This window comes from Pseudoalteromonas sp. J2K-J979, from assembly GCF_058169715.2.
On record NZ_CM200281.1, the window covers coordinates 2392979 to 2419831 of the forward strand.

Here is a 26853-nt window from a genome sequence, read left to right on the forward strand (position 1 = left end):
ATAATCGCTTAAAGTAAACACAGCTAAAGATAATCTATTCGACTAGCTCTGAAGTCACTTTATCGGCTATTTCGGCTGATAACTGTTTGAATTGAGCCTATAACGCCTGGCAATAGTGACTATTTTCAATCTTCACTAACAAACTCGAACATTGTTAGGTAAACTAAAAAAAAGTAATCAAAAAACAGAGATATGGAACTAATCTTCTTTGCAACCGCGTTTGTATGCGGATTCATCATTTTACAGCTTAAACTTCCACCATTAATTGGCTTTCTCGCAGCGGGTTTTATCCTCAATTTAGCTGGATACAAAAGCACGCCAATACTCGAAACCATTGCCGCCCTCGGCGTCACCCTGTTGCTATTTAGCATTGGTTTGAAGCTTAAAGTAGAAAACCTCACAAAATTACAAGTTTGGGCACCCGCTTCGTTTCACATCGTCATCAGCAGTGCTCTTTTTTCTGGTTTTCTATTAGCATTAGGTTATTTTGGCTTGCCATTATTTATTGACCTTTCAGCCGAATCAGCGCTTATTCTGGGTTTCGCATTTAGTTTCTCTAGCACTGTGTTTGCCGTAAAAGTTCTGGAAGAACGCGGTGAAATGGGCAGCTTACATGGTAAAATTGCGATTGGTATCTTGGTTATGCAAGATATTTTTGCCGTACTATTTTTAGCCGTAAGTACAGGTAAAACGCCTAATATATGGGCTATTGCGCTAATAGTCGCACTTTTGTTTGTTCGTCCGGTGTTCTTTTGGATCTTAGCGCGCTCTAAGCACGGTGAAGTTCTGCCGCTTTTTGGCTTTTTCTTCGCTCTGGTCGTTGGCTATCACGCATTTGAATTTGCAGGCCTTAAAGGGGATTTAGGCGCACTTATTATTGGTATGCTGCTTGCCTCACACAAAAAGGCGGGGGAACTTGCTAAATCATTAATGAGTTTTAAAGATTTACTGCTGGTCGGCTTTTTCTTAAGTATTGGACTAAACGCTCAACTCACCGCCCAAGCATTGATCGTTGCCTTATTAATTGTGTTAGTGCTGCCACTTAAAGTTGCCCTTTATTATGTACTTACAAATATTTTTCATCTACGCGCGCGCACTTCCCTACTCGGTGCATTTACCCTTGCAAACTACAGTGAGTTCGGGCTTATCGTTTGTGCCGTTGCTGCGACGAATCAATGGTTGACCCCAGAATGGCTTGCTGTTGTTGCGATTTCCGTCTCACTGACCTTCATTATCGCCTCGCCTTTGAATAACCGCGCGAATGACATTTATGTCAAATTAGAAAACTGGCTCTTCAAATTCGAGTCCGATAAACGCTTAGCCGAAGAAATGCCCGTCAATTTAAATAAAACTAAAATCCTGATTTTTGGCATGGGTAGAATCGGTACTGGCGCTTATGAAACAATCGCGCAAACATACCCAGATAATGTCGCCGGGGTAGATATTAATCCAGAATGTGTTGAGCGACAGCTTAAACGCGGGCGCTTTGCTATTTTAGCTGACGCAACCGATCCGGACTTTTGGCAAAGAATCAACCATTCAGAAGTTGAAATGGTCATGCTCGCTATGCCTAAACATGTGCAAAATTTGTTTGCGTTAGAGCAAATTAAAGCATCGGGTTTTAATGGGCAAATTACAGCTATCGCCAATTATCCGGATCAACAAAAAGAACTCGAAGACTTAGGAGTAAACTCAACCTATAACTTTTACCTCGAAGCCGGTACGGGTTTTGCGGAGCATGTTAAGGAACATTTTTCACCTAAATAGTCAGGCTTTCCCCTCTCACAAAGAGTGAACGCCACGTATATAAAAATAATTATCAGCCCCTATTTATGGTACTGATAATTATTTTTATTTCATCTCAATCAGTTAGCCTTTCATTTGTAAATAAAACCGAAACAACAGAGCAATTCTATTTACAAACATTTACATGCAAATTGGCATTACCTTGCACAAACATCGTACACTTACTCCCACTGAACGCAGCTAAGTATCTATTTTTTACACAAAAATACGAAAAAGGTACGATTTGAAGCGCAAACTAAATTACTCACTATTTTGTTACACTTTGTAACATTAAAATAACTGGGAGCACCTATGGCAAAGCAAGACAATAATATAGAGCATCAGGCTGTCGCTGCGGATGCTAATGCAGAATTACTTGTTCGCTTGCAGCAAGAGCTCGATACGATTCAAAATAGAGGCATAAGCCCAATGCAATTGCGTGAAGTGTTATTCCAAAAGATGCTCGATTTATATCACGTCCCCATGCAACACAGTTTACGCGCCGAGCCAATCCCTATGAATTTAGATGACCCAGCGATCAAAACAAAACTTAATCAGCATGGCTTTTATCGACACGGTCGGCCTATCTTACACTAAATATCGAGACCCTACTGTCTCGTAAATAGACCAACTATGCCCCGTTGGTCTATTTTCTCTTTCAAAAGCCCATTATAATGGGCTTTTTTCTTTTGGGGTTTAATGATGGATAATGCCGCACTAAATGAAGCAATAAACACTTTGATGCCCTTTGGTAAACATGCTGGCCGTCCACTATTATTATTGCCTGAACCCTATTTAGTTTGGTTTAAGCAACAAGGCTTTCCAGATTCAAAACTCGGGCAACAGCTGGCACTGATCTACGAAGTAAAACTCAACGGTCTTGAAGGGATGTTGATGCCCTTACTCAAACAGACTTCTCGTTCAAAAAAACATTCATAAAGGTATCCCTGTGACGACACTTAGCGAGCTTTCACCCCAACCACTTTGGACAATTTTCGAAAAAATTTGCTCTATTCCACATCCAAGTAAACATGAACAGCAAATTTCAGCGTGGATCCAACGTTTTGCAACAGACTTAGGTTTATCCGTAAAAGAAGATAAAGTCGGGAACTTAATCATTAAAAAACCGGCCACTGCCGGTATGGAAAATAGAAAAGGGGTGGTACTACAAGCACATATGGATATGGTGCCGCAAAAAAATGCAGATAAAATCCATAACTTTGTTACCGATCCGATTGACGCTTATGTCGATGGTGAATGGGTCACAGCTAACGGTACTACCCTTGGCGCTGATAATGGCATTGGTCTGAGTGCATGTTTAGCCGTGCTACAAAGTACAGATATAGTCCACGGCCCGATTGAAGTCCTTGTAACAATTGATGAAGAAGCAGGAATGACAGGCGCATTTGGGCTAGAGGCCGGCTGGCTTGAGGGGGAAATTCTTTTAAACACTGATTCGGAAGATGAAGGCGAAGTCTATATGGGCTGCGCTGGAGGCATAGACGTGAATGTGACTTTGCCAATCACACGACAACCGAGCAACCCCAGTCAACAGGCTTTTTTGCTCAGCATTAAAGGCTTAAAAGGTGGTCACTCTGGAGTTGATATCCATACTGGTCGTGCCAATGCCAATAAGCTACTCGCCCGTTTTTTTAAGCTGTTTTCTGGGCTGAATTTAGCTATCCATAATTTTGCAGGAGGAACACTTCGTAACGCCATTCCACGCGAAAGCCAAGCAATAATTTTATGTGACACACTCTCTATTTCTGCGTTAGAGGCTGCAGTGGCAGACTATAATCAACTACTCAAGGCTGAGCTTAGTGCCATTGAAACAAATATTGTCGTTTCTATTTCGCCTTGTGAACACCCAGTCGATCAATTAAGCACGCAAAGTCAGCACGCTTTAATAAACTCTGTGAATGCCTGTGTCAATGGTGTGATCCGCATGAGTGATGAAGTTGAAGGAGTGGTTGAAACCTCCACAAACTTAGGGGTTATTACAACTGATGCCGAGCAAATTAATATCATGTGTTTAGTGCGCTCACTCATCGACTCTGCTCGCACCAATACACAATTGATGATCACCTCGAATTTTGAGTTAGCGGGTGCAGATGTCATTTGCACAGGCGCTTATCCAGGCTGGGAACCCAAAGCAGAGTCCCCGATTAAAGATTTGTTGCGAGAGACGTACCAAGGCATGTTTGGTGAATTGCCTAAAATCATGGTCATTCATGCAGGGTTAGAATGTGGATTATTTAAAGATGCCTACCCCGATTGGGACATGGTGTCATTTGGCCCGACTATTCGTTTTCCGCATTCCCCCGACGAAAAAGTGAAAATCGATACAGTTGCGCCATTTTTTGCCTTATTGGTCAATGTATTAAAAGCAATTCCTGAAAAAGCGTAATCTTTTTAGCATAAAAAAACGCCTCTACGGCGTTTTTTTATGCTTCGGATCACGTAAACCCGTTGTGTGTTTTGGTTTAAAAGAACCGAATGCATTAACGATTGGTCGCCAATAGATTTCTGCAATTGAGTTATGTTTAACATCATACTGACCAATCCCAATTTCTATCTCCTTAACTTCAGAAGCTTTAATGAGCGTGCCACAAATACGATCCCAAATAGCCAGCGCAGAACCTAAATTTGTATCAAAGTGAAGAGGATTGTTGCTGTGGTGAATTTGATGCTGTGCTGGACTAATCAACAGCCCCTCGATTTTATTCCCAAAACTGAGCCAAATATGCGAATGTCGTAAATTTGCGCCAAATACATTAAATAAAAACACAAACACATTAGCGCCTAACACATCAAACATGCTTAAAGTACCGCCAAATAAATAATAACCAGCACCAACCACACTGCCTTGTACGATAGCCATTCGACACGCATAAAGATAACTTTCAACCGGGTGAGTCCGATAAATAGTAAACGGCGTAAGCACTTTTGCTGAGTGGTGAACTGCATGAAAGTGCCAAAGAAAATCGATTTTATGGAGCGCAAGATGGAGTAAAAAACGCGTGAGATCATCAACAATAAATAAAGCAAAAGTAAAAATCGCGATGATAGAAGTTTTCGACCAAGCAAAAGGGGTCAATGTACCAAATAACACTTCAAGTCCATCAGAGATGAAGAGCGCCACTGGCACCATAGTCAAAACAATGGGTCCGAACAATAACGTTTTCAGGAATTTATTCAGCAACCAAAGTACATAGTCTTGCTTTGCACTGTCGTGTAACCAAATGCGTTTAGGAAACACAAACTTCATAAAGTGGGTAAATGTTCGTTCAGCTTGACGAGAGGTGGCAGCTAAAAAAACCGGAATGGCCATCAACCAAGCCGAAACCAAATAGCCAATAAAAATGCGCTTATTTGCATCAGTGAAATAACTCGGCAAGGCTAAAATACTATTATTTAAAACTTCAAGCACAGAGTCTCCTCTTTAATTTAGTCAGGCCATAAATTAAACAAGGTGCCGAAGCACCTTGTTTAAAGACAATTAAAATTGGTATTTATAGCCAATTGAAAATTGTCTTGGTTTACTCGGTCTCGCTCCATAAGGACGACGACTGATGATATCAGCTTCATCGGTAATGTTGTCGATTTTTGCGTAAATCCGACCATATTGCCCAATATCATAACTCGCGGAGACGTCAATCACTGTTGAAGCATCCGTTTTAATCCCTGATAACGCGACACCACGACCAGCAGCTTCATTCATGGCACTTATGTATTTTAACGCCATATTGATGCGCCATACATCACTATCGATTCCTAAGTTAAAGGTCGCTTGATGAGTGGGTAAATAAGGGAGCTCATCCCCTTTACGGACTTCTCCCCACTGTGCGAAATCTGAGTTAAAAGCTTCTTGAAATTCACTTTTGGTATAGGTGTAAACAAAACTATAAGGGATTTCAATTTGCATATTTAATGGATAGCGTTGACCAAATTGTGTCTCGACACCATATACATTGACCGCACCGCCGTTAAACTCGGTATCAAGCTGAGTGTCATCACCACAGTTAGACTGTGAGCAGCTCTCTTTAAGGTTACTGTAATCGTTAAAGAAACTTACGACTTCAAACTGAGTTATCCCATCGTTGAAACGTCCACCAAACTCGTAGTTGACGCTTTTCTCTAACTCAATGTCATCCCCTTGTTGTGGGCTTGATGGCACGAAGCCTTGATGAACTCCAAATAACATCCCTGCCGAATCGGAAAATTGATAAAAACCACTGACTCCCGGTAACCAAATACGTGTTTTTTTATCTTGCCATTCATCAAGGTTGGCTTTGTTATGATAATGCATGTCCATAAACTCACCACGAACACCCGCTGTCACCGTCAGTTTCTCAATCGTGACAGCATCTTCAATATATACAGCCAATGCATCAGTTCGCTCAATATTTTGCGTCGTATCATAACGGCTATCTGCAATTTCTTGTGTAAAGCCCGACTCCATTAAAAATACTTGCTCAAAATGCTTACGATCAATCTCGTCTTCATGGTAACGCGCACCAAACGATAATTTATGCTCGAAGTTAAAAGCATTAAAACGCCAAGTACCATCAAGTTGAATACCTTGGGAATAATATTCGCGATCATTTGTGCCCATAATCAGGTTATGGCTTGTTTCGCCGCTAACAACTGAATCTCGGGCACCAGTAATTACACCAAACTCAGTTTGATAAGTTGACGGCTCAGCCAAGATTTCAGATAACGTAGCACTGGTATTAGTTAACTTATTAAGTTTTAACCAAGCGCGCTCGTAATCGTTACGGTATATACGGCTGGTTAAGCTAAACTGCTCATTGCTCATGTTGTGGCTGAACATCAACTGCTGGTGCTCAGTTTCCATCAAAGCAGGTTGAGTAGCCGCATAGCGACGATAAGGCGTTGCTGCAAAGTCATCATCACTTAAACCCAAATAGGTCTCATGAGATGTTTCATCAGCAAACGACAGTTTAAGTTGAACGTTTTGATCAAACCCTGCTGCATTAAATTGATAACGGACTTTCGCTAATAAATCATTTTTATCAAAGCCCGTATTACCGCCACCATCTAGTTCTTTAAAGCCATCAGCACCAAGATGAACTCCTTCAACTAAAAAACTGAGGTCGTCCATCGCATTGCCATAGTAGCCATGTACTTTTTGATAACCATCTTGCCCTGCGGCAATATCTAGTCCACCTTCTTGCATATCAGGCACCTGACGCGTCACCATATTTAAGGTGCCAGCTACAGTCTGGGGACCAAATTTAATTGCCGCTGGGCCTTTAAATACTTCAACCGCTGTCATGCGCGTCGTGACTGGAAAATAATAGGCTGCTGGTGCTGAATACGGTGCAGGACCTATTAACACTCCATCTTCTAAAATCGTTATCTTTTTACTGCGTTCTGGTGTGACACCGCGAAAACCGATATTTGGACGCAGACCATAACCATCTTCTTCACGAATATTCACACCTGGTACTGAGGATAAAATACGATGGATATCATCATACTCAAACTTCTCAAGTTCAACTTCTGTCAATAAAGTGGCAGAGCCAGACTCAGTGCGCAAGCGATCATGGTGACTAATTATTTGAATGTGTTCTAAATCTGAAGCCGCTGCTTTACCAGCTTCAGCTTGAGCATAAACAAGTGGTGTCGAGAATAAAGCCGCCATACTGGCCGCGAGTACTGTTTTTTTCATTGTGGGCCCTTAATCGTTATCACCGGCAGATGTTTTTGGTAATTCCAGCGCTAATTTATTGATGAAATCATTTTTCAATTGGTCCGTGATCCCTTTTACCTGATCATGGGTATTAACCACTTTTTCATTCTCATCGATTAAGGCTAGTTGCAGGTTACCATTAATATCCGTAATCGCCGCCTTCGCGTTGGCAATGCCTGACATCATAGCTTCTTTAACTTGCGTGCCATTTTCTTGGTCAAGAAAATCATCAAAACCAGTGGTATTTTCGGCATTTGAGCCTTGACCTAAAAATAATTGCTCAAAAGCAGCAATATTGGCAGTAATATACGCCAATGACGCATTTGCAATGCCTGACTCAACATCTTGAGGACACGCTACTTTTCCGCATGAATTTGTGAATTGCCCTAATCCTAGAGGCACTGCCAACTTGTTGTCTTTCACTTCTTCGGTTAAATAAAACAACGCGTCTGAAATGACATTCACCGCTTGATGAGCTGATTCAAATTGACTTCCTGGTTGACCCGCTGACTTTAATGCATCGGCATAACCATTGTCTGCCGACCAGTTATCAACTAATACCGTGGCGTTATCGTGTAAATCTTTAGCCACTTCTACAGCAAATTGGCAGCGGGCTACTTTACGAGATTGCTCCGGGCGCATATCCCAATCAGCCAACGCATCATTCGCAATCGAGCAGCTATGAGCTAAGTTTTGATTAAATAGTAAGTGCTCTAAGCTAATCAAACCGCGACGATTAGCGGTTCGATCTTTAATATCAAATGGTTTATTTGGATCTAGGTTAATCATGCCATCTTCGAAATACGCCACATCTTGGTCAATACCACAGAGGCTCTTCGACGGCCATGAATAAATAACATTACGCAGCTGTTTGTCGTTTTCGACTAAAGGACCTAACTGCATCAGCTCAGCGTGTTGCCATATTTGTGCTAAATCTTGCCACGATTGCGTTGCCAATCCATAAGCTTCGTCTCTTTGTGCTTCCACTTCATTGCCAACGCTGATCTGCTGCTCAAGCTCACAATAAGCAGAAACCGCAGCTATGTTTTGTTCGCTTTTAGTTTGAAAGGCAACAAAAGTTGGGGTGATGACGTTATCGACGAGGTTTGTTAATAAGGCACGTTCGTCAAACGTGGTGCCACCTTGCCCTGGATCAGGTTGATTACTACCAAAATCTGGGCCACTGGTGCTAGAGGTACTTTCACCACATCCCGTTAAAATAACGCTTAACGCACAAGCGATTGCGAGTGGTTTCATTTTTCGAGAAAATAGCATCGTCATTCCTAAATTTTTGAATCGTAAATTACAACAAAAGGTTAGCACCCTAGAGTACTAACCTTTTTCTTATTAATAAAATTTCAATTACCAATCAGCAGTAGTTTGCGCATCAAAGCTATACGCTGATTGTAAAATATCACGCGCTTGAATCAATTGTGCTACATACGCATCCACTGCTGATGCTTCAAGTACTGGCGCATCTTTAAAGAACGTATGCAAGCTCAAAAATTCAGCATTTGCAGCGGTTTCTGTATGAGCAAATGGTGAATACGGGCTAAATTGTAAGTTCAATGCAAATCCTTTCATTTCACCCCAATGTTTAGCATATGCTGAGAACTGATCTGCAGTGAATTCACCCGTTTTGATAACCGCTAAATCTGCAATCGTGTCATTTATATAATGTACAACGGTTGCTGCGATGGCTTTTTCCCAACCTAATGAAGCCGCTTCTGCATGTACTTTTAATTGGGCCATCTGCTCATCAGATAATGGCGTACCCACTACATCTGCTAAAATTTTACGACCAGCAATAAAGTGTGTCATTGCTTCAGCTGTGATATCGATTGGATTGGTTGCACCTAAATCACGTTTTGCGGCATTTGATGAATTACCCCATACAAATTCTGCGCCTAAGTCAATGGTACCATTGCTATTGATATCGTTTTGACCTTGGAATTCATCACGACCGCCTTTAATAGCAATTTCTTTATCAGAATACTCTAAGTAATTGCGAGATGCGCCAAAATAACCAAAACCTTCATCAAATTGATGAGCCAATTTAGTATATGCTTTTGTGCCATCTTGAACGTTATCTGAATTTAGACCTTCTTGAAGGTAGTCATCCGTTCCTTGCGAAAACATCACGGCGCCTAAAGTATGCTTTTGAACCAGTTGAACTAAATCTAAGCCTTCAGGTGTGATGTGTACAGGGATAATCACATCTGTACCGGCTACTTTATTCGCTTCACCACTGTTTACTTTAGCTACTTGCGCAACAAATAAGTCAAAGAAATGTTTAACTAAGCCTTCAGGTGTTTTAGCTTGTGTACCGAAGTCATTCCATCCGATAAAGTTACCTTCGACTAACCAATCTTTATACATTTTAGCGCCATCATTGCCAGCAACTTTGCCGCTTAACTCTTTTCCAGAACCTGAAATATCTGCAAATGTTTTTTGTTCAAAGTTAGTTAAGTCTCCGAGGAAAGTCATATTTGACTCTGATACTGCAGCGTAATCACCCCATAGTGCATTCAACTGAGCGCTTACTTGCTCTGCTGTGTAGCTAGCAACATCTGAAGAAACCGTACTCATATACTTTTTAATTTCTGCAGATAATGCATGACGAGCGATTTGACCTGTGTAAGAAACAGACGAGCCGTCTGTAAAGGTTGATGCAAACTCATACACATTAACACCGTTTTGCGCATATAAATCAACAACATTAATTGTTAAGGTATCAGTAAAGGTTAAACCACCAGCATCAGTCACTGTCACTTCAACATCGACTGTTGCTGCGTCTTCAAAATTAAGCGCTAAATTATCTTTAAGGGTCAACTGACCATCAGTGATGTTAAAACGAGCGTCAGTAGTCGCAAAAGTCAATCCAGAAGTCGCATCATCTGTTGCAGATAACTGACCAACAACCACACCTAACATATCTTCAGAAAAGTCTGAAGATACAGATAAAGCAATTGCTGTTGGTGCTTGATTTACCGGAGTAACTGGTGGAGTGACAGGGTCTTTTTTATCGCTTGAACCACCACAACCGGTTAAACCTAACGTTGCTGCAAGAACTGCTGAGGCCAATAAGCTTTTACGTAACATCATCTGACTATCCTTTTACAAAATAATTGGTTAGAACTTTTTATTGAGCCAGATTATATAGATATACCAATGAGAATCAATATCATTTACCTTGCTTTTTAGAGTTAAAACCATTGAAATCTGGTGCTGTTTAGCTAAGCATTTGATTTATAGTGACAATAAAAATAGAAATAAAATTTACAAACGTCAAGAAAAGTGAGGATATTTCAACAAACCTAAAAAATATATAAAATTCAGGTAAATACTAGTTATTATTCAGTGGTAATTCGACCACAAAGGACGCCCCCTTGAGTGATCCACGTTGAAGGTACAGTGCTCCATGATGCCATTCAATAATCTTACTCACGATTGCAAGCCCTAATCCGAACCCTCCTTTCTGTTTATCTCGACTTTTATCAAGTCGAATAAAGGGTTTAAATACTTGTTCCCAGTCTTGCTGGTTAATGCCTACCCCATCATCACTCACGATTAATTTTATATGATCTGCTTGCTGGATTACGTCGACTTGTACACAGGTATCAGCGTATTTAATTGCATTCCCAATCAAATTTTGTAGCACCCGAGAAATAAAATGCGCATCGCAGCGATAGTACACAGGCTCTGAGCGCATTAGCTGCAAAGATAAGCCGTGATTAAGCTGTAATTTCTCTATCGTTTTAGCAACAAGTTCGGTTAAATTTACATGACTTAAGCAAAGCTTTGGGGTTTCACGATCCATCTTGGCAAAATTAAGCATTTCCGTGACTAATGATTCTAATTCGCTAATATCGCGCGTCATGCCATCAATGTATTTGTATTGCTCTTCATTGAGCGGGTGCTCTTCTAGCATTGCTATGGCAAATTTTAGGCGTGCCAAAGGGGTACGAAATTCATGGGAAACAGCTGATGTAAGTTCTTTCTGAGAGCTCAACAACTGCTTTATCCGCCTTTGCAATGCCCGTAAAATATCGGTGATAGGTAACAAAGCCGAGTTATATCCTGAAGTCAGCTCAGCATTTTCAGGCGCAACCATATTATCACAGGCATGTTGTAACTTATTAAAATCTCGCAATAACCAAAGACTCCATAATCCAATCGGTAAGCCAATAAGCAGTAACATAATTAAATATGGCCAACTCGAGTCAAAATTAGGTGCCACAACATTAATTGGCCCGAGTTGTAATACTTGTTGTTGAGGAAGTAGAAAATACCAGCTCGCTTGCTGTTGCTGGTTAAACAGCACAACGGCTTCACCATTAGCTAATTGCGCTTGCTGTGCTGGTAAAAAGGTGATCTCATTGGCTTGAAAGATTGCACTGGGATAATGTCGTTGAATTTGTTGCAGACCATCAGGGTGAGTCAGTAATAAAGTCATGCTTTGAGAGAATTCGGGGTGCAGCATAAGCGCTTGCTCCCCTTCTTTGTGGGGCCAAAATTTTTCGACCACCCCACTGAGTAATAATAATGACACGATTATGTATAAATATAAGCTGCCAAACAGTTTACCCATGTATTAATCCCATGCGTCTGAGACAAACAAATATCCTTGTCCCCATACTGTTTTAATGCGATATGGCCGATCGGTATTATCGATTAATTTTTTCCTTAATCGAGAGATACGAACATCTACAGTCCGATCTAGGCCATCGTATTCACGTCCAATCATTTTTTGATGAACATAATCTCGATTCAGTACGTCACCTGCACTTGAAGCCAATAACCAGAGCAGTTCAAACTCATGGGAGGTAAGTACCACTTCTTTCTGTTGTAAGAATACTTGCCTACTCGTTTTATCAATGCGCAATTGACCAAACGCTAATTCTTCAGTGGCCTTTATTGGCTGTTTGCGCCTCAAAATAGCATTGATCCGAGCGAGCAGCACTCTTGGCTCAACCGGCTTGATGACGTAGTCGTCTGCACCAAACTCTAAACCCACCACCTGATCAAAGTCTTCTCCTTTAGCTGTTAACATTAAAATGGGCACGTTAAATTTATCCCGAACTTCACGACACACCGTGAATCCATCTTTTCCTGGTAACATCACGTCTAGAATCATTAAATCAGGCATTTTCTCATGTAACTCCGCCATAACTTCGTCGCCATTGGCGGTTGTCGCGACAGAAAAGCCATTATGAATTAAATACTCTTTGGTCAACTGCTGAAGCGATAAGTCATCCTCAACTAATAATATATGCGCCATCAAGATCCCCTTATCCATTAAAAAAAGCTCCAAGGAGAGCGCAGTCTTCGCCTTTGTGGCTTTATTTGACTGTTTTGTACTTGTACTTTTACTTTATCAAGCACTTCACCTTGCATCGTTTGTGATAACAAATATACGGTGTCAAACTGAATGCTCGCTTTATAGTGGTAATTAATTTCTCGATTTTGCCAACATTGAACAACGTTATTATTTTCAAACAGACACACTTCATCCTTGCTCTGTTTTGACCACTGAACAACGACATTGACATCGCAGTGGGAAGTGATGCTATCCACAGCACAAATTTTGGGTGTCACTACTAATATTGCAGATTCAGTCTTGGCCTCTAATGCTGAACTTACTAAGCTTAGTGCCACCAAAATCGCCATCAGCGCTCTAAAAAATATATTTCAATCCTACAAATATGCTCAATGCATGATCTTCTTTAAACAAAGGACTCTCGCTTACTCGGCTGTAATCATCAAAGGTGGCACGAACAAATACAGCTTTATCTTGTGCAAACGGCCAAGTGAGCTGCAGCTTCGCATATGGCGAAAGACTATGAGAAGCCAAATAAAATTGCCCCAGTTCAAGTTGAGGATCAATACCATAATAATATTGATTTAACGGTTGACTTCGGTACTGAAAACCAAGCATTGGGTTAATCAATAGCTCACCCACTAAAAACTCAGTTTCGAACTCGACGCTTGCTCGGTCACTGTTATACACACCCGTAATATCATGCAGCCAATCAATTCGCACGACAAAATCATTTGCGAAATATTGATATTCAAAGCCCGCATCCAATGCCCAACGTTTTTTTTCTAACGCTTCAATGGATATCGAGTCTTCAAGTAAAAGCTCTGAACTCCTATAGGTATTGAGGAAAATATTAGCCGGATGCCAAAATACAAAAAAACGATTTTCTGGGTTGAGTTCAGTTATGGCACTGATCACAAACCGTTCGTTATGCATAAAGGAATAGCCAAGGACACCGTTATCAAAAAACCACTGCTCATCGTAGTAAGCTAAATCAGGTAAAATCACTAACGGTATATCGTCACCACCATGCAATGGATTAGTTGCAGAGCCAAGGCCAACCCCGACTGCAACATGCCATGTAGCTATTTCAAGATCATTGTTGTCGCTTTGCACAGACAAACTTAATACACAAAGCAAAGCAAAAAGAGAATTACGCATCTTCAAACCGGTGAATATCAATCACGCTACTTTAGCAAATCCCTCTCAACGAAGCATTAGCCCGTTACAAACAATAACAAAAAGCTTAAACACTCATCGATTGCGCGGTTTGATACATGGCGGTGATCAGTGGGTCTTGTAAACGATTTCGTAAAACACAAATACCTATTTCAAATGCTGGGGGCTGAAACGGCGCAGAAATAATTTGCACCTTATCTTGTAAGGGACTGTTATCTAGTACAATTTGTGGAACCAAAGCAATCCCAAACCCTAAACTCACCATCGAAACAATCGCTTCATTTCCCGCTACTTGCGCATAAATTGATGGTTTGATATTCATTTTTTTCCACCAACCTTCTAAACGCTTACGGTTTAAACCCAACTCAGGCACGATATAAGGTAAAGATTGCCAAGGGATCTCCTTTTTATCGCGATAACAACTTGCCAACTGCTGCGCTATCTCACCATGGCCTATTGGGGCTATAAATTGCAAACTTGAGTAACCCGTAGAACAAAATGCTAAATTAGCTGGTAGATGGTCCGGGCGAGCTGCAATGGCCATATCTTCATGCCCAGCCAGCACTCGATCGAGCGCTAACGCGGGATCACCTGTGTGTAACTTAATTTCTACTTGCTGGTAGTTAAGTCTAAATTGCTCAAGTAACTTATATAAAAAAGAGTAAGAAGCCGTCACCGAACAAAACAGACTCAACTCACCGACAAGCTGCTCAGTGTGTTGCTCAAATGACTGTTTAAGCTGTTGCCATTGCTGTAAGGACAGTTTTGCATATTCAATAAATGCCTTCCCATGCGCAGTTAAACGCACAGTGCGGTTGTCGCGTAAAAATAAATCAACGCCTAATGACTCTTCAAGTTGTTTTATATTGCGACTTAAAGTTGGGGCGCTAACATGGCAGCGCTCACTTGCTCGGGCGAAATGGAGTGATTCAGCTAATGCTAAAAATAACTGTAATGTTCGTTGGTCAATCATAAGGAAAAATGCAAAGTCTATATTTCATATTATGGAACACTCTAGTGCAAATATATCATTTTACGCAAGGCTATTTATTCTTTACATTGAACTTAAGCGCAACCTGAAAGCAGCGTTGCCAAGATTTCAAGGATTTTAACAAATGTCGAAAAATTATTTTAATAGCTTAAGCCTACGTGAACAATTGGCGCAATTAGCCCAATGTGAATTTATGGATGCCTCAGAATTTTCTGATGGTGTTGACGTATTAATTGGTAAAAAGCTCGTGATTGTAGGCTGTGGAGCACAAGGTTTAAACCAAGGGTTAAACCTACGTGACTCTGGCTTAGATGTGAGTTACGCATTACGTGAATCAGCCATCACTGAAAAACGTCAATCTTTTCTGAATGCTTCTGATAATGGCTTTGTAGTGGGTACATACGAGCAACTCATCCCAACCGCTGACTTAGTATTAAATCTTACCCCTGACAAACAGCACACTTCAGTGGTTAATGCGGTCATGCCATTAATGAAACAAGGCTCAACACTTGCCTATTCGCATGGTTTTAATATTGTTGAAGAAGGCATGCAAGTTCGCCCAGATATCACCGTTATTATGGTGGCACCAAAATGTCCTGGCACTGAGGTACGCGAAGAGTATAAACGTGGTTTTGGTGTGCCGACTTTAATTGCCGTTCACCCTGAAAACGATCCTGAAGGTAAAGGTTTAGCGCAAGCCAAAGCTTACGCAGCTGGCACTGGGGGCCATCGTGCAGGTGTGTTACTGTCTTCATTTATTGCAGAAGTAAAATCAGACCTCATGGGCGAGCAAACCATTTTATGTGGCATGCTGCAAACTGGCTCTATCTTGTGTTTCAACAAAATGGTCGAAAAAGGCATCGATGCTGCTTATGCATCAAAGCTTATCCAGTATGGCTGGGAAGTCATCACTGAAGCATTAAAATATGGTGGTGTCACCAATATGCTGGATCGCTTAACAAACCCAGCAAAAATAAAGGCCTTTGAGTTAAGTGAAGAACTAAAACAAATCATGCGCCCTTTATATAACAAACATATGGATGACATTATCAGCGGTGAGTTTTCATCAGGCATGATGGCTGATTGGGCTGAAGATGATGCTAAATTACTTGGCTGGCGTGCTGAAACCGGTGAAACGGCATTCGAAAAACAAGCAAACACCGAAGAGGCGATTAATGAGCAAGCCTTCTTTGATAAAGGCATTTTAATGATTGCCATGGTCAAAGCTGGAGTTGAACTTGCTTATGAGACCATGACTGCCGCGGGTATCAAAGCAGAATCAGCTTATTATGAATCGTTACACGAAACACCGTTAATCGCCAATACGATTGCACGTAAAAAGTTGTTTGAAATGAATCGTACCATTTCAGACACGGCTGAGTACGGCTGTTATCTATATAACCACGCATGCTTGCCGCTGTTAACTGACTTCATGAAAAATATCGAAACAGATGTGATTGGTGAAGGCTTGCAGTTAAGTTCGACTGGTGTCGACAATGCCAAACTCATAGCAGTAAATAAAGCCTTACGTGAGCACCCTGTTGAAGTGATTGGTACTACATTGCGTGGCTATATGTCTGCAATGAAACCCATTGTTTAACATTTAAACTTTTCGTTTGTTAAGTCCCAAGCCTAATAACTCCCTGATATTAGGCTTTTTTCTTTTTTAGAGACTGATTCCCCCCTTCTTGCAGTAAACACAACAAAATAACCGTGTTAAAGTAACCAACATTGCTATTCATATTAGGTATAAAAAGTTGTCGTTTACCCTTTCAATCAAACAAAAAGTGGCTCTAGTCGCAACCCTTGTGGCGATAGTAGTTGCATTGTTAATTGGCACCAGTGCCATTTACTCGGCCAAAAACATCATCGAAACAAGAATGATTGAATCTGAGTTACCCAGTAAAGTCGAAGAAATAAATAATTATTTAGCAAAAGAAATTAATCTGTTACTTATGGCGAGTGAGCAACTCGCCAGTAATGAATTTGTATTAGAGTGGGCTTCTCAACCTTCTCAACAAGACGACTCCCTGTTGCTTAAAGAGCTCAACCGTATAGTCCGCCAGTATGACCTTGTGACCGCGTCATGGGCCAATCGCCAGACCAACCAATACTGGAATCAAGATGGGTTTTTACGGGTACTCAATTCTGAACAAGATGGTTGGTTTTTTTCGTTCCTGAAAACCCCTCAAAACTCTCTGATCAGTATTTATCAAGAAAGTCGGGGCGATGTAAAAATGTTTGTTAACCACCAACAAACTAATGGCATCGGCTTGGCTGGATTAGCGAAAAGCATTGACGATATGCAATCAATTTTGCAGCAATTTAAAATTGAACAAACAGGCTTTGTTTATTTAGTAAATAAAGAGGGCTTGGTTCAACTCCACAAAGACGACCAATTAGTCGCAAAAAAAACCATCGATCAGATTTATCAGCAGCCACTGAGTCGTGAATTACTCAAACGCCAACATTTTGCTTATCGCGAATTGCTCATCGAGGATAAGCCTCACTTAATTGCCACGAGTCCAGTTAAAAACACCGATCTCTATATTGTTGCACAAGTACCTAAAAATGAGGTTTTCGCAGCTCTGGACAGCTTAACGTGGAAAATCATGTCTATTTCAATTGTGGTGGCCATTATAGCGAGTATTTTTGGGCTGTTATTAGCGTCAACAATCAGTGCCCCACTGAAAAAAATTACTCAACTGTTTACTGAACTGGGTGCCGGTGAGGCCCGCCTTAATTATCGTTTACCAGATAGTAACCAACCTGAGTTGAACCAATTGAGCCGAGGATTTAATTTATTTCTTAATAAAATTGAAGATGCGATGCAGCGTGTATCCACAGAAAGCCATGAAATAAAAGAAGCTTCAGCAGCTGTCTATAGTCAATCTCAGGTTAATGCGGATCAAATTGAACTACAAAAAGATCAAACAATGTCTGTCGCAGCAGCGATTAATGAGATGGGCGCGACGGTACAAGAAATTGCCGCCAGTGCTAGCCATGCAGCCAAACTAACTGAACAAAGTGCCCAGCATGTCCTTTCAACTCAGCAACGTGTCAGTCAAAGCCAACACGATATCACCAAGTTGGCTGCAAATATTGAACTTGCCAGTACTAAGATCCATGCTTTGGCTGAAAAAACATCGCAAATAGGCTCTGTTGTTGATGTGATCCGCAGTATTTCTGAACAAACTAATTTACTCGCTCTCAACGCCGCGATTGAATCTGCGCGCGCTGGTGAGCATGGCCGTGGTTTTGCTGTTGTGGCAGATGAAGTCCGAGAGCTTGCAAAACGAACATCCATCTCGACGGATGAAATTCAAAAAACCATTATTGAACTAAATAACACATCAAATGACGTCGTCAACGATATTGCGCAATCACAACAAACGGCCAATATTAGTGTTGCATCAATGGACGAAGCCGTAAACGAGCTCAAAGACATTGTTGATATGGTCAGTCAAATCAACGATATGGCAACAGTCATAGCTACAGCCACTGAAGAACAAAGTAAAGTTGTGAGCGAAGTTGGACAGAATGTCGAACAAATAAGCAGTATCAACGAAGAAGCCGTACACAATCAACAAGGGGTGACCGGCGCAATTGCTTCTTTAAAAGATTCAGCCCAATCACTCGATGGCCTCGTCGACTCTTTTAAACTTGATCAATAATAAGGATAAAAAATGGCCCATCCACAATCCGGTATTTTTGCCGAACAAAGCACATCCTTTGAAGTAATCGAATATAAAAGAAAAGCAGGAGTCACACTTAAACAGCTAAAACTGGCGCTTGCGACACTCAAGCAACAATTGAGTGAGATTGAACTCGTCATTGGGTTTGGTCCCGATTTATGGCTCGCTTTAACCGATGCTGATAAAACGGTCTTTGGTGCTTATGCATCTCGTCAAAGTCCCGTTGGACATCAAGCGCCAGCAACACAAACAGACTTATTTTTATGGTTGCATAGCAACGACAAAAACCTCTTAGCTGAATCACTGATCTACTTACAGCCGATCATGGTGAGCGCTCTGGACATCGTTCATCAGTGCAGTGGTTTTAAGTATCGAGATAACCGTGACTTAACAGGTTTTGTGGATGGCTCAGCTAATCCCAAAGACTTCATTGCTAAGCAGCAAGCTGCGCTGGTTGATAAAAATCACCCACTGGCAGGAGGGAGTTTTATTCTCGGACAAATCTGGCACCACCAGCTGAATAAGTTCCACCACCAGCCGGTAAGTGAACAAGAGCAAATCATAGGTCGTACAAAAGTTGATTCAATTGAATTATCTGGTGAAGCCATGCCAAGCAACTCACATGTTAGCCGCACCGACCTAACGGTAAATGATGTCGCGCAAAAAATGTATCGACGCAGTATGCCATTCGCAAATGCCACCAACCAAGGATTATATTTCCTAGGGTTTGCTTGCCAGTTGTCCCGATTTAATGTCTTGCTCGACAGTATGTACGGATTAACGCCTGATGGCATTACTGACCGATTATTAGACTTTTCACAGCCTGTTTCTGGTTCTTTTTGGTTTGCCCCGAGTGAAAAGATGCTTACAACAATCATTCAAAGCTAAACGAAACCTTATGTAACAATCTATCACTGCAAAAATATGAATTTAACTATATAGTTAACATAGATGAGTAAAAATTAAACTCACTCATACAACGTCATACTTGGTGAGGTGTCTGATGAATATCAAATTATTGTTCTGTTTTTGTAGTGTTTTATCGTTAACTGGTTGTCAAAGTTCGCCTCCACCAACTCCATTAACACCACCTAATATTTTCAGCCATGTCTTGTTTGAGCAACATGAAGTTGAGTCAATCGAGGAAATTTTTACCCTTTCTCCAGAAATCATCGAGCAGTTTCATCAGTCTATCCATCACTCTCCCGATGCAAAAATTATGACCAGAGAATTACTGGCGTTTATCTTTGAATCTTCAACAAATAAGCTCAATTATGTTTCAGGCTCAACACTTACTGCTACTCAGACGTTTAGCCAACAAAATGCAAACTGTTTATCTTTATCAATTTTAGCGCATGCGCTCGCTGAAGAGCTTAAGTTAGACTCACGCTTTCAGCGCGTCTATATCCCTGAATATTGGTCACTCGATCAAGGCTACAATATGCTGACCGGTCATGTAAATTTAAAAATTAATCGCCACGCTTTTGAATCTCAAGATGGCGTGACACGTTTCTATAATTATGCTGATAGCCTCACGGTTGATTTTGATCCAACCTCGCGCGAAGAAGGGTTTCCAACACAATTTATTGATAAATCAATCATCACTGCGATGTTTTATAACAACAAAGGTGCGCAAGCTCTCGTAAACCAACAATACAATACTGCGTTTAGCTATTTTAAAGCGGGCATTGATATCGCGCCACATTACTCAGGCTCTTGGGGAAATATCGGTATTTTATTCAAACTACACAATCAATTTAATGCTGCCGAGCAAGCATATCAATTTGCAATAGAACTCGACGAAAACAATAACACCGCTAAAGGTAACTTAGCCATTTTACTTTCACAAACTGGCCGTGAGAAACAGGCTCAAGTGATACAGCGTGATCTTGAGTTAAAACGACAATCTAACCCCTATTATCATGTTGCTAAAGGCAATGAGGCTTACATCCATAATGAATATCAAGTGGCAATGCGCCATTATCGTAAAGCCCTGTCTTTGGATAATAAAAGTCATGAGTCATATTTCGGCCTAGCAAGAAGTTACTTCCAGCTTGGTGATACTGCACTCGCTGAGCGCTATTTAAAACAAGCCCATAGAAGTGCAAAGTTTAGTTTTGATATTGAGCGCTATCAAAGTAAGCTTTCTCATTTAAGCGCAGCGATAAACTATTGAAATTAGCTTTATTTATTTGCCTGATTACTTGGCCATGTTTGGGGTCAACAAGCACATTGATGGCCAATTTAACCGCTTTAGCAAGCGATGAGATGCAGGGCAGAAAAACAGGAACTACCAGTAGTCACTTTGCAGCTAGGTATATTGAACAGCAATTTAAAGCCGATAAGCTCAAGCACTACCAAGGGCGTTATTTACACCCATTTAAGTATCAAAGTGGGTTCAGTGATAAACAAGGGGTAAATGTGATGGCCCAATTAGGTGCCTTAGATAATCAGCAACCCGTTATCGTGTTTACTGCGCATTACGATCATCTTGGTCAGCGTGGTAGTAAAATCTACAATGGGGCTGATGATAATGCCTCAGGTGTTGCTGCACTACTTTACCTTGCCAGACAATTCAAACATAAGCCAATTAATCACACGATGTTATTTGTGGCGACCGATGCGGAAGAAAACGGCCTCAATGGCGCAAAAGCTCTGGTAACAATGCTCGTAGCTGCAGGTCATAAAGTGGTATTAAATATAAATTTAGATATGCTCGCGATCAAGCCTAAACGTGGCCATGTGTTAGCTTTTGCCGATAAACGTTTAGCACCTTTTGAAAACATTATTGAACAATATAATGAGGCGCTTAACAGTAAGATTACCTTTAGTAGTAGTAACAATCGAATTAATCGGCTGAATAAAACAGATAAAATAGATTGGCGACGAGCCAGCGATCACAGTGCGTTTAGGGAACAGAACATCCCCTTTTTATATTTCGGGGTCGGAACGCATAAATACTACCATACAGATAAGGATGATCTTTCTAATATCGATGTCGAGTTTTATCAGACCACAGTCCAAGCTATTAAGCTCATTAGTTTGGCATTAGATCGGCAAAATTTAGCGAATGTGTTGCTTGATACTGATGATTAATTTCACTGTTGCGCTCGCACCAAGCACGCTTTTGTTTTTTTGTAAGTTTCTTTAGTGCTATTTCTAGTTTCGAGGCTTCACTTCTACATCCCACAGGGGTAGCAAATACTAAAGTGAGCGGTTGTTTACCGCGTAAGTTTTTAGCACCACGCCCTTGCTGATGCTGGTTAAAGCGCCTTGTCACGTCTGTGCTAATTCCAATGTACCAATGCCCTAAACGAGTTTGTACTATATAAATAGACCACACAGCCTGCTTATTATCTAACGGGTTATTTTCCTCTTTGGAACTATTAATCGTCATAAGGGTCAAATTTAAACTTTTCCACATTGCCTGCAACAGGTATCATGCTATCAGTAAGCCAATAAGGATTAAAATAAAGAATGCAGTGGTTAAAATATTTATTAGTTTCATTAATGATTTTGTCTACCTCAGGATGTGCAAACTGGGTTTATCGGATGAATATCCCTCAAGGGAATTTTTTAGAACAAAAAGACATCGATAAACTCCGCATTGAAATGACCCGAGAGCAAGTACTTTATGTGTTAGGTAAGCCGGTGGCTGAAGACGCATTCGACAATTCAGTTTGGCATTATATGTACTTACTGAATCACGGTCGTAGCTCAGAAATGCGTAAATCACTCCAAGTTCATTTTGACGGTGACAAATTAAAAAGTATCAGCGGTGATTACGAAGTCCCTACAGAGTTTCATATCCCGTTAGAAGGCTAAATAATCAACATAGTACGGAATCAATAAAAAAGAGGCAAAGCCTCTTTTTTATTTTAAGGGTTTGCCTCCGGTTATTTTATTGGCGCGCCCTTCCTCTTTCGCTTTCTCAGCCCGCCTTCGACGCGCATCTTTAGGATCGGCGATCAAAGGCCGGTATATTTCAATGCGATCACCCTCTTTTAGAATTTGGGTCAATTTACAAGTTCGATTCCATATCCCCACGCTGAGGGAGTCCTTATCAATTAGCGGGCACTTTTCTAAGATACCCGAAGCAAGAATAGCCTCTTCAACCTGTGCCCCTTCAGGCACCTCGACGCTTAAACAAGTTGCTGAGTCAGGTAATGCATACACCACTTCTATTTTCATTAACGCACTCCATAAACGTGCTTAGCTCGTTGAATAAAGGCACTAATCATGTTGGTCGCAACGTCATTGAAAACCTTACCAAAGGCCATCTCGACCAATCGGTTGGTAAATTCAAACTCAAGTTCAAGTGAAACCTTACATGCTTGTTCATCGAGTTCTTTAAATGTCCATCCGCCACTTAAACTTTTAAAGGGTCCATTGAGTAATTGCATTTGCACAGATTGATTTTCGATAAGGATATTTTTAGTGGTAAACCACTTTTTTAAACCTGCTTTGGAAATCTCAAGGGCAGCAGTCATTTCACCAGCTGATTGAGCAATAATTTTTGCGTCTGAACAATGAGGTAAAAACTCGGCATACGCACTGACATCATTCACCAAGTGATACATTTCTTGGGCACTGTACATCACCAGCGCATTTCTACTGATTTGAGGCATAACATCTCCAATTTAATGCGGGGATTCTAGCAAGGTTTACCACTAAAAAAAATACGTTCTCGAAGCACTAAAAAAATGGATGTAAATATTAAAACATTCCGTATAATAATCGCCACTATGGCAAATAAAAAATCAAAACCAGGTAGCAATACCATAGCGCTTAACAAAAAAGCGCGTCACGAGTACTCGCTCACAGATAAAATTGAAGCTGGCCTTGAATTACAAGGCTGGGAAGTAAAAAGCATTCGTGCGGGTAAAGTTAATATTTCTGATACCTATATTCACCTTAAAAATGGTGAAGCATTTTTATTGGGTGCTCAGATTCAACCTTTAAACAGCGCATCAACGCATGTTGTCTGTGACCCTTATCGTTATCGTAAGTTATTGTTAAAAAAACGAGAGATAGACCGTTTAGTCGGTTCAACCGAGCGTGACGGGTTTACTCTTGTAGCAACTGCTATGTATTGGAAGAAATGCTGGGTTAAGCTTGAGTTTCACTTAGCCAAAGGTAAAAAACTCCATGACAAACGCGCGGATGGTAAAGATAAAGATTGGGCACGCGAAAAAGAGCGCACTATGAAGCATTCTGCAAGATAAAAACACTGTCAATAAAAGCCGCTTTACACAGGCGGCTTTTTTATTTGTTGGCCTCACCAATATTCCCCCAGAGCCATATTACTTACTGCCCCACTTTTTTGCTTGCACTCTCTCCCTCTAAACCACCGTTAGTTTACTTACTTGTTTCTATTTTAAAATGAACCGACAACTTGTAACAAAACAGTTAATTGCAACAGGTTATTTTACATGGTATTAATATAATTGAGTTTTTTACTCACATTATTATAAAGTAATAAGGATATCTATCATGTCACGCGCTACTCAATTTAGTCTCAGTAAACTGGCTATTGCAATTTCATCTTGCTCTTTACTTCTCACTGCCAATACGCATGCCCAAGAAGAAGAAATCGAAAAAATTGAAATCACAGGCTCACACATCAAAAGAACCGATCTCGCAGGGCCGTCACCGGTCACCACCCTCTCTGCTGCGGATATCGCCAATACAGGAGCCACAGATTTAATTGCACTCTTTGCTAAGTTACCAATTTCTGGGCAAGGTACTTTCTCAACCCAAGCCAACAGCAGTGATGATACTGCCAATGGTGGTTCGAGTGTCTCACTTCGTGGTTTAGGAGCCGATTCAACCCTCATTCTAGTGAATGGCCGACGAGTTTCTGTTAGCCCATTTGCTAAAGGGATCGACACTGCATTTGTAGACATTAATAATATCCCTGTATCAGCGATTAAACGTGTCGATATCTTAAAAGATGGTGCTTCAGCAACTTATGGTTCTGACGCTGTTGCTGGTGTAATTAATATAGTGCTAAGAGACGATATTGATGGCGCTGAAATTTCAGGAAAAATAGGGGGTACATCTGATGGTGGTGGCGCTGAAGACAACTTAAGTATTGTTTGGGGTAACACAACTGATAAGAGTAATCACACCTTTATTTTAGACTACTTTAGCCGTGATGAAGTTTTATATGCAGATCGTGATTATGCTAAATCATCCAACCAAACAGCACTAAACCCGAATGACCCGTTTGCCACTGATTTTAGAAGTTCTTCAGGTATTCCTGGCACTATCGCATTAAAATCAGATCCAACCAATCGCATCCCCGACACATTCGGTGACGATGTCTGTCCTGCGGAAGATATCGTCGGTACGCTTTGTCGCTACGATTATGCGCCACATATGACGATGGTTCCTTCCACAGAACGCTTTAGTTTTAACTATCTGGGCAAGTATGAAATAAACGACTCATTCCGTGCGTTTGCAGAATTAAATGGCCAAAATTCAAAAGTCACCATCAAAGGTGCCGGTAGCCCAAGCTTTAATGAATTATTTATGGATGGCGATAATGTTAACCACCCTTTTGCCAACATGCCTGACCATGAATTCTTTGGCCAAGATCTAACTATGAGACGTCGTATGGTTGATATTGGTAACCGTAAAAAAGAAGTCGATTCTGATTACCTGCGCACTGTATTAGGCCTTAAAGGTGAAATCGGTGACTGGAACTGGGAGGCTGCTTACAGTTACATAAAAAGTAAATCTGTTGAGCGTGGTGTTGATGGTTTCCCTAACTCACGCCGTGTTCAAGAAGCCATTGATAATGGTTCATGGGACCCGTTTGAGCCTTCAAAAAACTCACAGCAAGCTCTTGATTTTATTGAAACAACGACAACTCGCGTTGGTAAGTCAACCAATAGAATTTGGGATGCAAAAATTTCAGGCCCGCTAATGGAAATATCCACAGGTGAAGTCATGGTTGCTGTGGGTGTAGAACACAGAAAAGAGACCATCAGTGATAATCCTGATGACCAGTTCTTACGAGGAGAAGTATTTGGTACGGAAGCCACGCAAGCAAATGGCGAACGTGACAACACAGCTGTGTTTGCTGAGCTTGCCGTTCCAATTATGGATAATTTCGAAATGCAATTTGCAATTCGACATGAAGATTATAGTGACTTTGGTACAACAACTGATCCAAAAGTTTCTTTCTTATGGAGTGCGACAGAAGATGTATCACTTCGTGGCTCTTGGGGTACCGCATTCCGCGCACCTTCATTAGCACAATTAGGGCTCGGTCGTACGGATGAATCGCCAAATTTAGTTGATAAACTTCGTTGTGATGCGATTGGCAACATAGGTAAGGCATGTGAACCGCAAGAATACACGGCTATTTTTGAGGGTAACCCTGATTTAGGACCTGAAGAGTCACAAAGCTATAATCTTGGCCTTATTTATAATGTAACCGAAAACTTAGACTTCTCAGTTGATTACTACAGCTATGATATCGAAAACATTATTGATTCTGACACCCAGCACCTACTCAATACTAAAGGGCTTGATTCCACTGTAGTACAGCGTATTCCGACCGGAATTGCCGGTGATCCTGGTGAAATAGTACAGATTTTTGACCGTTTCCAAAACATTGGTGATTTATCGACGACTGGTCTTGACCTTGATTTGAAATACCGCTTACCAACGGAAATGGGCGATTTTAAATTCTCGTATATTTTAAACTACGTTCTCGACTTTAAAGATGAGCGTCCTGATGGGCAAGGTGGTAAACGTACCAACATCGCTGAAGGTGATTTTGAACAGCCACAATATCGTTGGACCGCAGGTGTTGACTGGTCTCAAAATGATATGAGTGCATACCTAGGGATTAACTTTATTGATTCATTTGAACAACAAGCAGCCGTTCAAAAAGAGGGAATGAGTGACGTTGATTCAATGATGACCGTTGACACATCATTTAATTATCACGGTATCGAAAATACAGTCTTTACTGTCGGTGTGACCAATTTACTCAATGAAGAACCTCCTTTTGCATACCATGATTTTATGGGCTTTGCGGTGAATGTTCATAGTGGCCAAGGTCGTTTTGCTTATTTGCAAGCAAGCTATAAGTTTTAATATCAATAGCAAGCCATACTGGTATGGCTGATATAAAAAAACCGCTTAACAGCGG

Annotated in this window: 24 protein-coding genes; 12 read left to right on the forward strand and 12 right to left on the reverse strand. The window is 41.0% G+C overall.

All coding sequences use genetic code 11. From position 1 onward, the window contains the following. The first annotated feature begins 192 nt into the window (after window positions 1–192). From AC3KVK_RS11080 to AC3KVK_RS11095, 4 genes are all read left to right on the forward strand, one after another. On the forward strand, window positions 193–1767 hold the full coding sequence (locus tag AC3KVK_RS11080; protein ID WP_490312816.1) for a cation:proton antiporter domain-containing protein: 1575 nt from the start codon (window positions 193–195) through the stop codon (window positions 1765–1767). 330 nt (window positions 1768–2097) lie between these two features. After that, window positions 2098–2382, forward strand: a complete 285-nt coding sequence (locus AC3KVK_RS11085; protein ID WP_490312817.1) for a hypothetical protein — start codon at window positions 2098–2100, stop codon at window positions 2380–2382. Between the two features lie 105 nt (window positions 2383–2487). Next, a complete protein-coding gene (locus AC3KVK_RS11090) occupies window positions 2488–2724 on the forward strand; it encodes a DUF3820 family protein (RefSeq protein ID WP_490312888.1) in 237 nt (78 codons plus the stop codon). A gap of 10 nt (window positions 2725–2734) precedes the next feature. Then, window positions 2735–4192: an aminoacyl-histidine dipeptidase gene (locus AC3KVK_RS11095; RefSeq protein ID WP_490312818.1), complete on the forward strand. Its 1458-nt coding sequence runs from the start codon at window positions 2735–2737 to the stop codon at window positions 4190–4192. Window positions 4193–4216: 24 nt separating this feature from the next. Here AC3KVK_RS11095 and AC3KVK_RS11100 read toward each other — a convergent pair whose 3' ends face one another. The 9 genes from AC3KVK_RS11100 to ilvY form a co-directional block, all read right to left on the reverse strand. Next, window positions 4217–5215 (reverse strand): sterol desaturase family protein, encoded by a 999-nt coding sequence (locus AC3KVK_RS11100; RefSeq protein ID WP_490312819.1) that lies wholly within the window; start codon window positions 5213–5215, stop codon window positions 4217–4219. 69 nt (window positions 5216–5284) lie between these two features. Further along, window positions 5285–7480 (reverse strand): TonB-dependent receptor family protein, encoded by a 2196-nt coding sequence (locus tag AC3KVK_RS11105; RefSeq protein WP_490312820.1) that lies wholly within the window; start codon window positions 7478–7480, stop codon window positions 5285–5287. 9 nt (window positions 7481–7489) lie between these two features. After that, window positions 7490–8776, reverse strand: coding sequence for an imelysin family protein (locus AC3KVK_RS11110; RefSeq protein WP_490312821.1), 1287 nt, complete (start codon window positions 8774–8776; stop codon window positions 7490–7492). A gap of 87 nt (window positions 8777–8863) precedes the next feature. Further along, window positions 8864–10606, reverse strand: coding sequence for a DUF4856 domain-containing protein (locus AC3KVK_RS11115; protein WP_490312822.1), 1743 nt, complete (start codon window positions 10604–10606; stop codon window positions 8864–8866). A gap of 241 nt (window positions 10607–10847) precedes the next feature. Then, window positions 10848–12092, reverse strand: coding sequence for a sensor histidine kinase (locus tag AC3KVK_RS11120; protein WP_490312823.1), 1245 nt, complete (start codon window positions 12090–12092; stop codon window positions 10848–10850). Window positions 12093–12095: 3 nt separating this feature from the next. Continuing rightward, window positions 12096–12782 (reverse strand): response regulator, encoded by a 687-nt coding sequence (locus AC3KVK_RS11125; RefSeq protein WP_490312824.1) that lies wholly within the window; start codon window positions 12780–12782, stop codon window positions 12096–12098. A gap of 17 nt (window positions 12783–12799) precedes the next feature. Next, window positions 12800–13171 (reverse strand): DUF3019 domain-containing protein, encoded by a 372-nt coding sequence (locus tag AC3KVK_RS11130; protein ID WP_490312825.1) that lies wholly within the window; start codon window positions 13169–13171, stop codon window positions 12800–12802. Between the two features lie 7 nt (window positions 13172–13178). Beyond that, window positions 13179–13982, reverse strand: coding sequence for a MipA/OmpV family protein (locus tag AC3KVK_RS11135; protein WP_490312826.1), 804 nt, complete (start codon window positions 13980–13982; stop codon window positions 13179–13181). Window positions 13983–14067: 85 nt separating this feature from the next. After that, entirely contained in the window at window positions 14068–14970 is a 903-nt protein-coding gene (gene ilvY / locus AC3KVK_RS11140; RefSeq protein WP_490312889.1) for an HTH-type transcriptional activator IlvY, read from the reverse strand. Window positions 14971–15115: 145 nt separating this feature from the next. Between ilvY and ilvC the strand changes: the two genes are divergently transcribed. The 5 genes from ilvC (at window position 15116) to AC3KVK_RS11165 (ending at window position 21782) form a co-directional block, all read left to right on the forward strand. Beyond that, a complete protein-coding gene (ilvC, locus tag AC3KVK_RS11145; RefSeq protein ID WP_490312827.1) occupies window positions 15116–16591 on the forward strand; it encodes a ketol-acid reductoisomerase in 1476 nt (491 codons plus the stop codon). A gap of 157 nt (window positions 16592–16748) precedes the next feature. Next, window positions 16749–18665 (forward strand): methyl-accepting chemotaxis protein, encoded by a 1917-nt coding sequence (locus AC3KVK_RS11150; protein ID WP_490312828.1) that lies wholly within the window; start codon window positions 16749–16751, stop codon window positions 18663–18665. Window positions 18666–18677: 12 nt separating this feature from the next. Further along, a complete protein-coding gene (locus AC3KVK_RS11155; RefSeq protein WP_490312829.1) occupies window positions 18678–19574 on the forward strand; it encodes a Dyp-type peroxidase in 897 nt (298 codons plus the stop codon). Window positions 19575–19689: 115 nt separating this feature from the next. Then, a complete protein-coding gene (locus AC3KVK_RS11160; protein ID WP_490312830.1) occupies window positions 19690–20862 on the forward strand; it encodes a tetratricopeptide repeat protein in 1173 nt (390 codons plus the stop codon). Between the two features lie 59 nt (window positions 20863–20921). Next, window positions 20922–21782, forward strand: coding sequence for a M20/M25/M40 family metallo-hydrolase (locus tag AC3KVK_RS11165; RefSeq protein WP_490312831.1), 861 nt, complete (start codon window positions 20922–20924; stop codon window positions 21780–21782). On the opposite strand, the gene AC3KVK_RS11170 is transcribed toward AC3KVK_RS11165, so the two are convergent. Continuing rightward, window positions 21724–22083 carry a GIY-YIG nuclease family protein gene (locus AC3KVK_RS11170; protein WP_490312832.1) on the reverse strand — a complete coding sequence of 120 codons (360 nt, stop codon included), beginning with the start codon at window positions 22081–22083 and terminating at the stop codon, window positions 21724–21726. The genes AC3KVK_RS11165 and AC3KVK_RS11170 overlap by 59 nt on opposite strands. An 80-nt stretch (window positions 22084–22163) precedes the next feature. Between AC3KVK_RS11170 and AC3KVK_RS11175 the strand changes: the two genes are divergently transcribed. After that, a complete protein-coding gene (locus AC3KVK_RS11175; protein ID WP_490312833.1) occupies window positions 22164–22511 on the forward strand; it encodes an outer membrane protein assembly factor BamE in 348 nt (115 codons plus the stop codon). Between the two features lie 48 nt (window positions 22512–22559). On the opposite strand, the gene AC3KVK_RS11180 is transcribed toward AC3KVK_RS11175, so the two are convergent. Together AC3KVK_RS11180 and AC3KVK_RS11185 are read right to left on the reverse strand one after the other, a co-directional pair. Then, window positions 22560–22877, reverse strand: coding sequence for an RnfH family protein (locus AC3KVK_RS11180; protein WP_490312834.1), 318 nt, complete (start codon window positions 22875–22877; stop codon window positions 22560–22562). Next, window positions 22877–23314, reverse strand: coding sequence for a type II toxin-antitoxin system RatA family toxin (locus AC3KVK_RS11185; protein WP_490312835.1), 438 nt, complete (start codon window positions 23312–23314; stop codon window positions 22877–22879). The genes AC3KVK_RS11180 and AC3KVK_RS11185 overlap by 1 nt, the downstream gene beginning before the upstream one ends. Before the next feature lie 117 nt (window positions 23315–23431). Between AC3KVK_RS11185 and smpB the strand changes: the two genes are divergently transcribed. Together smpB and AC3KVK_RS11195 are read left to right on the forward strand one after the other, a co-directional pair. Then, window positions 23432–23911 (forward strand): SsrA-binding protein SmpB, encoded by a 480-nt coding sequence (smpB, locus tag AC3KVK_RS11190; RefSeq protein WP_490312890.1) that lies wholly within the window; start codon window positions 23432–23434, stop codon window positions 23909–23911. 268 nt (window positions 23912–24179) lie between these two features. Continuing rightward, window positions 24180–26798 (forward strand): TonB-dependent receptor plug domain-containing protein, encoded by a 2619-nt coding sequence (locus tag AC3KVK_RS11195; RefSeq protein WP_490312836.1) that lies wholly within the window; start codon window positions 24180–24182, stop codon window positions 26796–26798. The last annotated feature ends 55 nt before the right edge of the window (window positions 26799–26853 follow it).